The following is an 11,365-nucleotide window of genomic DNA, read 5'->3' as shown; positions in this document are numbered from 1 at the left end:
ATCGCCGGTCGACGTTTCGCCGCGCACGTCGACGAGACCTTCGTCATCCCCGCAGCACCCATCAACGGGCGCAACGAAATCCACCACATCCGAGTGCGATTCCACCCATTCCTCGCCAAGGGCTAGGGCTAGGCAGCCGGATCGTCCGCCCGCACGGCCGTCCTCGGCGCGTGGTGCTGACTTGCCTCCGACTCTCCGCCGGCTCAATGAAATGGGGCTGGGCTTCGCCGTGGCCGAGAACCGGCGGGATCAGCGCACCCGCCAATCAATGCTGGCCGAGCTGATCTATTTGAGCAAGCATCCTCGCCGCAACGTGACATCGTGACAAGTTATTGACGGGTGTCGCCTGAAGGAGTCTCAGATTGAGCATGATCGACCGCCTCGACGCCGACATCCTGGCCAAACTCACCGATGACGCGCGCGTCGGGGTGGCCGACATCGCAGGCGCACTCGGCGTGAGTCGCAACACCGTTCAGGCGCGAATTCGCCGTCTGTCGGACTTGGGAGTGCTTCGCGGGTTTCGCCCCATCATCGACCTGGCAGCGGTGGGGATGCCGGTACAGGCCGTCTTGAGCCTGGAACTCGACCAACGCAAGTTGATGACGATCATAGAAGGGCTCAGAGCGCTACCCCAGGTGATCGAGGTGAGGATTCAGACTGGGCGCGAGGATCTTTCGGTGGAAGTGGCGATTGAGTCGTTGCAAGCCCTTCAAGAGCTGACCGCCGCCGTCGTCGCCATCGACGGCGTTCGCAAGACCACATCGACATTCGCGGTGGCGACGCCGATTCCATACCGAACCCAACCGCTGCTCGACTACGTCACCCGGGGAAGCGGATGGGGACGCTCGACCCCCGCGCCCGACTAGGGCGGCGGCCATGACGGCGACTGGCTAAATACCGAATAATTCCGAATACTGTCGACAGAACACAGTCGCCAGGTTAGTATTTCCGTGGCGGCACGGGATGGCCGCCCGGAATCAACGCGACGACCCCCGAGGGAGCTCAGTGCTGCTCAAATCGCCATCCCCTCAGGCGACGCGGGTGCTCATCCGACCCAAATGTCCAGCGCGTCAACAACTCCGGCTACTCGTCGTTTCGTCGACCGTGCCGAACGGAACCAAATGAGAGGTGCACATGAGTGACAACATCGTCCGTCAACGGTGGCAAGACAACGAGGCCGCCTTCGGCGCAATGCTCGGAATCCCGGCCATCTCGACGGCTCACGCCTTGGCCAGCGCCGGCTTCGACTGGGTCATCATCGAGCAGCAGCACGCGTACGTAACCGAAGACGCCATCCCGGCATTGCTATACGCATTGGAGCTGGGTGGGACCACACCATTCGTGCGGATTGGTGAAAACGATCCAATCGGTATTCAACGAGCCCTCGACCTCGGTGCCCGTGGAGTCGTCGCCCCCATGGTCAACACCAGGGAACAGGCAGAGATGGTGCGGGACAACACCCGATTTCCACCGCTTGGCACCCGCTCGTGGGGTGCGCCGCGACTACACGCATCGCCCGCCGAAGCCAACGATGACGTGCTGCTCCTCGTCATGATCGAGACCCCCCTGGCGCTATCGAACATCGACTCGATCCTCTCCGTGGATGGAGTCGACGGTGCAGTGATGGGGCCGTCCGACATGGCGATGGCCTTGGGAGCTCAGCCGCAGGCTGGAATCAACGACCCCCGTGTCTGGCAGGCATTCGAGACGATCGGCGAGTCCTGCAAACGTCACGGAAAGCACTACGGTGCCTATGTTTTCACCGATGACGTCGCACAACGAATGGTCGAGCACGGCGCCGACTTCGTCCTCTTCAGCACCGACATCGGCTATGTGAGCGCGGGTGCGGCGAGCGACATCGACGCCATCAAGAAGATTCGGCACGTCCACGCGGGGTAGGCGGCTCGTCTCGACGGAGGGGCCAAGCATCGGTTCGCCATCGGCGGCTGCCATGGAGCACACAGGGATGGAACGCATGGATGAGACGACTGGTCGTCCGATGACCGTCATGGAATCCGAGGCACTGGAGTTCGCGCAGCGCCTGATCCGGATCGAGTCGGTGAGTTCCAGCGACGTCGAGGAGGTCGGTACTGGCGAGGCGGAGGCCGCGCTCTACCTAAAGTCGCTTCTTGAGGAAGCGGATCTTGCCCCCGAATACTTCGAATCCAGACCTGGGCGAGGGAATCTCGTCTGCCGTATCCGATCGGGCAACGCCATGCCTGCGCTCGTCGTGCACGCTCATCTGGACGTCGTTCCCGCGGCTCCCGAGGACTGGACTGTTCCGCCGTTTGCGGGCCGGATTCAGGACGGGTATCTCTGGGGCCGCGGCGCGGCGGACATGAAGGGTATGGCAGCGATGATGGTCGCCGTCGCGCGCGATCTCCACCGGGAGTCGGTCGTTCCCCATCGTGACATCGTTCTCGCCTTCTTCGCCGACGAGGAGACAGGCGGTCGACACGGAGCCCGCTGGATGGTGGAACACCACCCGGATGCCTTCGACGGCGCGACGGAGGCGCTCAGCGAGATTGGGGGTTTCACGATCTCGCTGCCGACCGGCCGCAGGGCATACATGCTCGCTACCGCAGAAAAGGGGATGGCTTGGGCGAAGTTGCGCGCGACGGGTACCGCGGGCCACGCATCTATGCCATCCGCCGACAATGCGTTGTCGGCCCTAGCTTTAGCGCTGGCGCGCATCGCGAACCACCGGTTCCCCATCGTCCGATCCGAAGCCGTCGATACCTTCTTCTCAACCGTCAGAGCAGACATGGGCCGTGACACCGCCGGAATCGCCGACGATTCCGCGCTTCTTGCGGAGTTGGGCAGTGTGGGGAGAATCGTCGATGCCGCGCTTCGTAACACGGCGAGTCCGACGGTGATCCACGGCGGATACAAGGAGAACGTCATTCCGCACGAGGCGCATGCGATCGTGGACTGCCGGCTATTACCAGGCACCGAAGCCACGTTCAAGACCGAGTTTCGCGAGCTGGTGGGCCCCGACATCGAGGTGGAGTGGATGACGAGCCTTCCAGCGGTGCAGGCACCCCATGACGGCCCGCTGGTCGATTCCATCAAACGCGCAGTGGGACGCGAAGATCCCGATGCCATCGTCGCCCCGTATCTCGTTCCGGCCGGTACCGACAACAAGCATCTGAGCAAGCTCGGCATCGCTGGCTACGGCTTCACGCCGCTGCCCGTGCCTGCGGGTTTCGACGTGCTGGCCCAGTACCACGCAGCGGATGAACGAATCCCCGTTCAGGCCTTGGTGAATGGCGTTCGCATGCTGCGGAGGATAATCGTCGACGGTCGTCACTGACACTGGAGGTAACCGGCGGTCTCAGAGTGGATCGAGCACCTGCGGTGCCGCCATGCCCCGAAGCACGTGGTCCTCCCACTTGCGGATGAGTTCGGTGATGTCTCCCCCATCGAGGGCAGCCCGCATCGCCTCGAGCAGTCGGGCATGGGGCTCCACGATGGACGGAGTGCGAATCCAGGTCTCGACCTCATTCGCGCGTAGCACCAGCCGGATCTGATCGGTAAGACCCGCGTAGCGCTCGATGAGCCGGGGGAGGCCGGCGAGCCGTACGACCTCGGCGTGGAACGCGGCGTCGGCGGCAAGGCCCAGCGCTGGGTCGTCCCCCGCCGCAGCCATGGCCTCGAGCGGGGCAGCGAGGGTGTCCAGCGACAAGCGTCTGCTCACGATGGTACGGATCGCAAGCACCTCGTCAGCGGCGCGCAGCGCGGCGAGTTCGTTGATGTCTTCGGGGGCAAACAATGGGATCCGGTAGGAGCGGTTGTTGGCCTTTTCGACGAGCCCTGCCTGCTCGAGCAGCCGCAGTGCTTCGCGCACCGGCGACCGGCTCACCCCCATTTCCTCGGCCAACACCGAGTCCCGAATGCGTTCCCCCGGCCGGAGGTGACCGGTGAGGATGCTTCGGCGAATCTGCCGCCGGGCCTCCTCAACGAGAGAGCCCACCTGGATGCGCTCGAACTCGACGGTGGGCTCGGTCGCCTGTGTCATGGGTCGATGCTACCGCATATAGGCGAAAGTATTCTGCCGTCTGTCGACAAGTTTTTGTGTTCTGTCGACAGATTTCGGTTCGCGAGGTAACTTGTCTCACATCCCAAGCCGCCCCTCATGAAGGAGCTCTAGATGATCTCCGAGCCACCACCCCTGACAGACGCGTCGAATTCGACCGCTCTGGCGGCGCCAAGCAGCTCCGCGCGCGGTGGTGCCCGCACCGCGGTAGCGGCGGGCGTCGGGACCGCAATCGAGTGGTACGACTACGGTCTTTACACCATCGCCGCGGGCCTGATAATCGCCAAGGTCTTCTTCCCGGCGGGAAACGACCAACTCGCCCTGCTCGCGACGTTCGGCGCTTTTGCGGTCGGTTTCATCGCGCGGCCAGTGGGTGGCATCGTGCTCGGCGCGGCAGCGGATCGCTTCGGACGCCGCCCGGTGCTGATCTTCTCGCTCCTGCTCGTCGGTCTCGCGACGACGGCCATCGGTCTCCTCCCCTCGTACGAGTCGATCGGGATCTGGGCGCCACTGCTGCTCATGCTCATGCGTATCGCGCAGGGCTTCGGCGCCGGCGCGGAAATGGCGGGGGCGATCACGATCGCCAACGAAAGCGCCACGCCGCGGCGCAAGTCGCTGCTGTCCTCGCTTGCCATGGCGGGTGCGACCTTGGGCGTTCTCGTGGCCGCAGTTCTGTTCTCCGTCGTCAGCGCCCTACTGCCCGCCGATGCCTTCCTCAATTTCGGATGGCGCATCCCGTTCATCACGAGCGCGGTCTTCACGATCATCGGGATCCTGTTGCGTCGCACGATGCTCGAGTCCCCGGAATTCGTCGAGGTGCAGCGCGAACGAGAGCGTGGCGAGCTCGACCAGGCGCAGCGGAACCCGTTCGTCGCGATGGCGAAGGCGGTCAAGGCCAACCCTCGCAACTGGATCGCCGGCTTTCTAGTGCCATCGGGGCTCAATGTGACGAGCTACGTCGTCAGCGCCTTTGCGATCAGTTACGTCACCGCCGAACTGGACTTGCCGCGAAGCCAGGCGTTGCTGATGACCGTCGCGGTGTTCGGAAGCGGTTTCGTCGGTCTGCTGATATTCGGGTGGATCGGTGACGCCATCGGTGTCCGCCGCGTGATGTTCACCGGCATCGTGGGCGCCATCGCGCTCGCCCTCCCCTACGTCGCGATCCTGAAGACCGGCATGATCGTGCCGATCATCATCGCGAGCATCGTGATGAACTTCTTCGGTTGGGCCGCGGGGGCCGCCGCGCACACTGTCATCATGCCGGCGTTGTTCCGCGCCGAATATCGCTCCTCCGGCCTGTTTTCGTCCCGGGAGCTGCAGGGCGCACTCATCGCCGGCCCAACTCCGCTCATCGCCACCTTGCTGGTTGGCCTGTCGAACGGCCAGCCCTGGCTGGTGGCCGCGGTCCTTGCAGCCGCACAGCTGATGACACTGGCCGCCATGCTCATCGGTCGTCCACTCTTCACCGCGGAGGAGCAGACGAACACCCCAGCCCTCAAGGGCTATCCCAACCATCCGTGATCCGCCATAGAAAGGACGATGTCCATGCCGCTTCACCGCTTCCCAGCCGCATGCAGCACCAACCCGTCGCCGCGACCGACAGCCGCGCGCGGCTCCTCCGAAACCCGTATTGCACTGAAGAAGAACCACTTTCAGAGGACGCTCAGCGATGTCGAGCGCTCACTCGTCGGGATCGACACGGTCGAGCCAAAGCGCACCGCTGGAGCCGCCCGATGAAGGTGGTCGCTACGAGCAAGCTCGTCTCGTTCAGCGAGCACGACCTGCGCGCCTATGACGGCCTCGACGTCGACTTCCAAGTACTCGACGAGACGAACGAGGCGGCGCTGCTGACCGGCACGGCCGAGGCCGACGCGTTGATCGTGGTCGAAGAGAACATCAACCGCACGGTGATCGAGGGGCTCACTCGATGCCGAACGATCGCGCGCTGCGGCATCGGCTTCGACACCATTGACCTCGACGCGGCCACCGAACACGGCATCTGGGTGAGCAACGTCCCCGATGCGAACTACCGGGAAGTGGCCGTACACGCCATTGCCCTCGCGTTGGCCGTGCAACGTCGGCTCCCGGCTCTTGACGCCGGAATGCGATCATCGGGTTGGGCGAACTGGTTCGTCCCCGGGGTGCACCGGCCCGACGTGCAGACGTTTGGCCTATATGGGTTGGGACGCATCGGCACTCGCGTCGCGACGATCGCGGCGTCGCTCGGGTACACCGTCATAGCGCACGACCCCGCTCTCACGCCCCGCGACGCCGAGACTCTGGGCGTTCGGCTCGTCGACCGCAACGACCTACTCGCCCGGTCGGACGTGCTCTCGCTGCACGTGCCTCTGCACGAGTCCACTCGGAACCTCATCGACCGAGACGCGCTCGCGCTGATGAAGCCCGGATCGGTCATCGTGAACGTCTCGCGTGGCGGCCTCATCGACGAGGACGCGCTCGCCGACGCGCTGCGGTCGGGTCACCTCTTCGGAGCTGGCATCGACGTGTTCGCGACAGAACCCGTCGATGCGGACAATCCCCTACTTGCCTGCGAAACAGCGATTCTCACACCGCACGCCGCGCATTGGAGTGAGGAGTCACTCGCCGAGTTGAAACGAAAAGTGCTCGAGGAGTCGGCGCGCATTCTGCGCGGCGAAGCACCTCTCAGCGCAGTGAATCGCGTGCAGCCCCAGCCGTTGCCTCACGGTTCGCGTCGGTGAATACCGTCCACGACGCGCGTTCCACAATCTTCGAGGCCAAGCGTCGACAAGATCTGATCACACTCGCCCGCCACTGAATGCACCGCGGCCTCATCACGAGTCCGCGCCCCCACTGAATAGGAGCTCACGTTGTCCAAGCCATTCGAGATCGTCTTCGCGCTGTGGCCCAAATGCGCTCAACTCGACTTCCTCGGCGCCTACGAGATCTTCGCACATCTTCCCGGTGCGAACATTCGCCTCGCCAGCCAAGACGGTGGCGATCTCACTGCCGCACTCGGCCTCAAGCTGCGGGAGGTGGAAAGGCTCCAGGACATCGAGCGATGCGATTTGCTCTTCGTACCGGGGACTGCCGACATGAGTGCGGCAACGACACCCGAGATGCTCGAACAGCTTCGGCGCCTCGCCGAAGACGCCAGCTACGTCACCTCGATCTGCACCGGATCGCTGATCCTCGGGCAGGCCGGGCTGCTCAAGGGCCGCAGGAGCGCCACCCACTGGGCGTTCCTCCAGCAGCTGCCGCAATACGGCGCAATCCCAGATCCGGCGCGAATGGTGCGCGACGGCAAGTACATGACTGGTGGAGGCGTCTCCGCAAGCATCGACTTCGCCCTCATGGTGGCGGCAGACATCGCGGACGACACCTACGCACAGATGCTTCAGCTCTACATCGAGTACACCCCGAGCCCGCCGTTCAACTCCGGACACCCCAGTACCGCTTCTCCGGAGGTGCTGTCGGCGCTGCGGGACAAGTTCGGAGAGAAACTCGGCCGGATCGGTGGCGTCATCCCCGTACCCGAACCACACGTCACCTCGTAAGTAATAGCCAGTAAGGCGATCCGGTGACCGCCAGACGCCGAACGAGCCTCGCGGTCGATCCCAAGACGAAGGGCAAGAAAGTGCGAACTCTGCGAAATTACATCAACGGGCAATGGGTCGACTCTTCCGGACACGAAGTGATCACTTGTCTCAACCCCCACAACGAAGAACCGATCGCGACGCTTCCTGCCGGGACCGCCGAAGACGTTGACACCGCGGTTCGATCCGCGGTTCGGGCTCAGCCTGAGTGGGCGAGCTTCGGTCTTGAGAATCGCCTTGACAAGCTTGGCCACCTCGCGGCCGTCATCGAGCGCAACGTGGACGCTCTCGTCGGCCTCGAGACCGAGGAAATGGGCAAACCGCGTCAGGTCGGCGCGCAGTTCCTCCAGGCCGGCTTGGCCACCTTCGAGGAAGCACTGCGCGACGCCAAGACCTACCCATTTACCCGTCGTGTCAAGATCATCGACTCCATCGCCACCGATGTCGAGCGTTCAGCCGTGGGTGTCGTCGGTGTGATCGTCCCTTGGAACTTCACCGTCACAACGATTCTGATGGCCTTGGGCCCGGCGCTGGCGGCCGGGAACACGGTAGTGGTGAAGCCGTCGGAGAAGGCGTCACTGTCCGCCGTCGGCTTCTTCGAACTCGTCGATCAAGCTGGAATACCCCCGGGTGTAGTGAATCTCGTCCTCGGTGACGGACATGCCGGCGCCCCGCTTGCCGGGCACGCCCAGATCAACCTCGTTCACTTCACCGGGTCCGTGGCAACAGGGCGATCCGTCGCCTCGGCTGCCGCGACCAACGCCCACCGAGCACTCCTCGAGCTGGGCGGAAAGGACCCGGTCATCATCGACGCGGACGTTGACGTGGCCGCAGTCGCAGAGGAAGTGGCCCTCGGCAGTTACATCAACAGCGGGCAGATCTGCACGTCGATGGAACGCGTCTACGTGCACGCCGATGTCGCGACGCCGTTCATCGACGCCCTCGTCGAGGCGACGAAGCGCCAGGTCGTCGGGGACCCGACCCACTCGGACACCGAGATTGGGCCCATGGTCGATGCCCATCAGCGTCGACACGTTCACCGACAGATCGAAGCAGCGGTCGCCGCTGGGGCCCGTGTCCTCATCGGCGGCCAAATACCGGACGGGCCAGGCTATTACTATCCGCCGACCGTCGTGGTCGACGTGAGTGGGGACATGGAGCTGATGACCGTGGAGACCTTCGGCCCCGTCGCCGCGGTGCAGGTGGTGCCGTCGTTCGAGGCCGGAGTCGAGGAAGCCAAGCGTACCGAGTATGGCCTTGCCGCCACGGTGTACACGTCCAATGACGACCACAAGAAGCTCGCGTGCTCGATTCCTACCGGGGTGCTGTGGCTCAACGGGTGGCAACTAGGTGACCTCGGTCGACCCATGGAACCGGCAGGGATCAGTGGCATGGGTGCCGTCGGTGGTCATTTGGCGCTCGACAGCATGACACGTCCCATGGCGGTTCACTACGTCGAGGAATCACGAGACGACGCCACATCCACACCGCTGGCTACCCACCCTTGACACCGTCCAAGGCGTTGTTGAGGAACGCCGAGCTGACCTATGCCGTCACACGTGAGGCGGAACGGTTCGGGTTCAGCGGTCAGGTGAGCGCCGACTACCGGGTCGCCCACGAGCGGAGCCGACAAGTGGCCGAGGGCCGCTCCGAGGGCAAGGCACACGGACTTGGCGATCCCACCGGGCACCCCACCATGGGCGAGGCACTCCAAGAAACGTTCCACGGCCTGGAGGGGCACATGATCAACCTCTGATGACCGACCTTTCATGACCGACCTTCGACTCCGCCGAGATCCAGACCCGCTACGCCAAACCCATTACCCCCATTCGTCATTGGAGGATTCCATGTCTCAGGCCACGACCGACGCGCTGCAGATCCGCGATCTCGACGTGCCAGGTTACGAGCGCGTCGCGCTGTGCGAGCACGCCGGAACAGGATTGCGGGCCATCATCGCCGTCCACAGCACGGCACTGGGCCCCGCGTTGGGAGGCACACGGTTCAAGTCCTATCCGGACGACGGTGCGGCCCTGGCCGACGTCGAGCGACTGTCGGAGGGCATGACCTATAAGGCAGCCGCAGCGGGTCTGGATCTCGGCGGCGGCAAGGCGGTGATCATGGGGGATCCCGCGGTGCACAAGAGTCCTGAACTGCTCCGTGCATACGGCCTCTTCGTCGAGTCCTTCGGCGGCACCTACATCACGGCTGCGGACGTTGGCACCAACAGCGACGATCTCGACATCGTCGGTGAGGCAACGACGTTCGCGGTCGGCCGAAACGAGTCGTCGGGAGGCCTTGGCGACAGTGGATACTCCACGGCGGCCGGCGTGCTGAGTTCGATGCGTGCCGCCGTGCGCTTCCTACGGCAACGTCCGCTGGAGGGACTCACGGTCGGGGTGGAAGGTGCAGGCAAGGTGGGCTGGCGGTTGATCGAGCTATTGCTCAATGACGGGGCCCGCGTGCGAGTGAGCGAAGCGCTTGCAGCCAAACGAGAGTCACTGTCCACGTCGTATCCCGAGGTGGAGCTCGTCGACGACCTCTTCGACGCCGAGATCGACGTGTACGCACCGTGCGCGATGGGTGCCACCTTGACTCCAGGCTCGGCCGCCCGGCTACGGGCGACAGTGGTGTGCGGGGCCGCCAACAATCAACTGGCCACTGTCGACGTCGCCGACATTCTCCACCGCCACGGCATCGCGTGGGTGCCCGACTACGTAGCGAACGCCGGAGGTCTCATTCAGGTCGACGCCGAACGCACCGGCAGGTCACTCAACGACGTCGCCGGTCACGTCGACGGGCTCGGAGATTCCGTGACGTCGATCTTGACTCGAGCCGTCCAGGACGGGGTGACCGCGGCGACGGCGGCGCGCCGGATCGTCGACGACCGGCTGTCGCGGGCAGCCCGATGAGCCACCCGCCGATCAAGGTAGGCGATCCGTCGGGATCCGATGGAGGGTCACGTCCTGCGTGTCGGCGCGGTTGCCGAACGTGTGCTGAACCGTGCGGGCCTGCGCTGGGCGGCATCGGAACGTCGCCGTGAAGCGGTAGCCGGCCAATCGATCCGTGGTCAGCGTGGCCTCGACGACGTCGATACCGCGTCGGTGCAGCACCGATGCCGCCGCCAGCAGTGGGGACCGACCATCGTCGCCGATGAGCGTGACCTCGAGGACGTATAGCGCGCCGGCCGTGCCATCGTCGTACGACAAGAGAGGGTCATCGAGAATTTCAAGACTCATGGGGTACCTTGCGGCCTCGCGCCGATTCGTCAGTCCGGTGAGTGTTGACCGATCGGACCGCGGGAATTGGCTAAGGTTGATGCTTGCACACCTATTCTGGAGATTTTCTATGCAACCGGTCAAGGATTCGGTCGGCAACTGAGCATCATGCCAACCTAAGCGTCGTCGCCGAGTCTGGAGGTGGTCGATGTGGGCAGAACCCGCCGACCGGATCCCCGCGGACACCGCCGCCCTTGCCGACGAACCACGGGCTCAGAACGTTGATTAGGGTTCACACATGGCAGGCAACAGACCGAAGTACATGGACACTGCGTTCGGCGACTTCGTCATCAAGTGGATGTCTCGGATCAACACGTTCCTGTACCGGCGTAGCGACGGGAAGGGTTTCGGCAGTAACTTCCAGGGCATTCCCGTCGCCATCCTGACCACGACGGGCCGCAAGTCCGGGGAGCCGCGCGACAGTCCGCTGTACTTCCACCGCGACGGCGACAAGATCATCGTCGCCGCATCGAAGGGCG

The 11,365-nt window shown here is 64.2% G+C and carries 12 protein-coding genes; 10 read left to right on the top strand and 2 right to left on the bottom strand.

The genetic code is table 11. The annotated features are described in order from the left end of the window. The first annotated feature begins 368 nt into the window (after positions 1–368). The 3 genes from ABW137_RS32210 to ABW137_RS32200 all read left to right on the top strand — a co-directional run bounded on the left by ABW137_RS32210 (position 369) and on the right by ABW137_RS32200 (position 3,313). On the top strand, positions 369–866 hold the full coding sequence (locus ABW137_RS32210; protein WP_526406390.1) for an Lrp/AsnC family transcriptional regulator: 498 nt from the start codon (positions 369–371) through the stop codon (positions 864–866). Positions 867–1,134: 268 nt separating this feature from the next. Beyond that, a complete protein-coding gene (locus ABW137_RS32205; protein ID WP_526406388.1) occupies positions 1,135–1,899 on the top strand; it encodes an HpcH/HpaI aldolase family protein in 765 nt (254 codons plus the stop codon). A 76-nt stretch (positions 1,900–1,975) separates the two neighbouring features. Next, positions 1,976–3,313, top strand: a complete 1,338-nt coding sequence (locus ABW137_RS32200) for a M20/M25/M40 family metallo-hydrolase (RefSeq protein ID WP_526406386.1) — start codon at positions 1,976–1,978, stop codon at positions 3,311–3,313. Between the two features lie 21 nt (positions 3,314–3,334). Here ABW137_RS32200 and ABW137_RS32195 read toward each other — a convergent pair whose 3' ends face one another. Further along, positions 3,335–4,018: a GntR family transcriptional regulator gene (locus tag ABW137_RS32195; RefSeq protein WP_526406384.1), complete on the bottom strand. Its 684-nt coding sequence runs from the start codon at positions 4,016–4,018 to the stop codon at positions 3,335–3,337. Positions 4,019–4,150: 132 nt separating this feature from the next. Between ABW137_RS32195 and ABW137_RS32190 the strand changes: the two genes are divergently transcribed. The 6 genes from ABW137_RS32190 (at position 4,151) to ABW137_RS32165 (ending at position 10,520) form a co-directional block, all read left to right on the top strand. Continuing rightward, entirely contained in the window at positions 4,151–5,557 is a 1,407-nt protein-coding gene (locus ABW137_RS32190; RefSeq protein ID WP_526406382.1) for an MFS transporter, read from the top strand. A 212-nt stretch (positions 5,558–5,769) separates the two neighbouring features. Then, complete coding sequence (locus ABW137_RS32185; protein WP_526406380.1) at positions 5,770–6,756, top strand: C-terminal binding protein; 987 nt, start codon at positions 5,770–5,772, stop codon at positions 6,754–6,756. Positions 6,757–6,885: 129 nt separating this feature from the next. Further along, the gene (locus ABW137_RS32180) at positions 6,886–7,572 is read left to right on the top strand and encodes a DJ-1/PfpI family protein (RefSeq protein ID WP_526406378.1); all 687 of its coding nucleotides are present in this window, start codon (positions 6,886–6,888) and stop codon (positions 7,570–7,572) included. A gap of 23 nt (positions 7,573–7,595) precedes the next feature. Continuing rightward, positions 7,596–9,119, top strand: coding sequence for an aldehyde dehydrogenase family protein (locus ABW137_RS32175; protein WP_526406376.1), 1,524 nt, complete (start codon positions 7,596–7,598; stop codon positions 9,117–9,119). Beyond that, a complete protein-coding gene (locus tag ABW137_RS32170) occupies positions 9,116–9,367 on the top strand; it encodes a hypothetical protein (RefSeq protein WP_526406374.1) in 252 nt (83 codons plus the stop codon). Before ABW137_RS32175 ends, ABW137_RS32170 begins: the two co-directional genes overlap by 4 nt. A 91-nt stretch (positions 9,368–9,458) precedes the next feature. Further along, positions 9,459–10,520, top strand: coding sequence for a Glu/Leu/Phe/Val family dehydrogenase (locus ABW137_RS32165; protein WP_526406372.1), 1,062 nt, complete (start codon positions 9,459–9,461; stop codon positions 10,518–10,520). A 12-nt stretch (positions 10,521–10,532) separates the two neighbouring features. Here the strand turns inward: ABW137_RS32165 and ABW137_RS32160 are convergent, their stop codons facing one another. Further along, positions 10,533–10,847 (bottom strand): hypothetical protein, encoded by a 315-nt coding sequence (locus ABW137_RS32160; protein ID WP_526406370.1) that lies wholly within the window; start codon positions 10,845–10,847, stop codon positions 10,533–10,535. A gap of 277 nt (positions 10,848–11,124) precedes the next feature. Here ABW137_RS32160 and ABW137_RS32155 point away from each other — a divergent pair. After that, the coding region (locus tag ABW137_RS32155) for a nitroreductase/quinone reductase family protein (RefSeq protein ID WP_526406368.1) at positions 11,125–11,365 on the top strand (241 nt) is incomplete at its 3' end.

This window comes from Mycobacterium sp., assembly GCF_040509115.1.
In the GTDB taxonomy this organism is placed as follows: Bacteria; Actinomycetota; Actinomycetes; order Mycobacteriales; family Mycobacteriaceae; genus Mycobacterium.
The sequence above is the reverse complement of the archived record's forward strand: the minus strand, read 5'-3'. Positions and strand labels throughout refer to the sequence as shown.

Excerpts from the sequence above, each read along its gene's own strand:
- ABW137_RS32165 (WP_526406372.1), top strand. The coding sequence starts at position 9,459 with ATGTCTCAGGCCACGACCGACGCGCTGCAGATCCGCGATCTCGACGTG.
- ABW137_RS32190 (WP_526406382.1), top strand. The coding sequence starts at position 4,151 with ATGATCTCCGAGCCACCACCCCTGACAGACGCGTCGAATTCGACCGCT.
- ABW137_RS32205 (WP_526406388.1), top strand. The coding sequence starts at position 1,135 with ATGAGTGACAACATCGTCCGTCAACGGTGGCAAGACAACGAGGCCGCC.
- ABW137_RS32210 (WP_526406390.1), top strand. The coding sequence starts at position 369 with ATGATCGACCGCCTCGACGCCGACATCCTGGCCAAACTCACCGATGAC.
- ABW137_RS32185 (WP_526406380.1), top strand. The coding sequence starts at position 5,770 with ATGAAGGTGGTCGCTACGAGCAAGCTCGTCTCGTTCAGCGAGCACGAC.
- ABW137_RS32160 (WP_526406370.1), bottom strand. The coding sequence starts at position 10,847 with ATGAGTCTTGAAATTCTCGATGACCCTCTCTTGTCGTACGACGATGGC.
- ABW137_RS32200 (WP_526406386.1), top strand. The coding sequence starts at position 1,976 with ATGGATGAGACGACTGGTCGTCCGATGACCGTCATGGAATCCGAGGCA.
- ABW137_RS32195 (WP_526406384.1), bottom strand. The coding sequence starts at position 4,018 with ATGACACAGGCGACCGAGCCCACCGTCGAGTTCGAGCGCATCCAGGTG.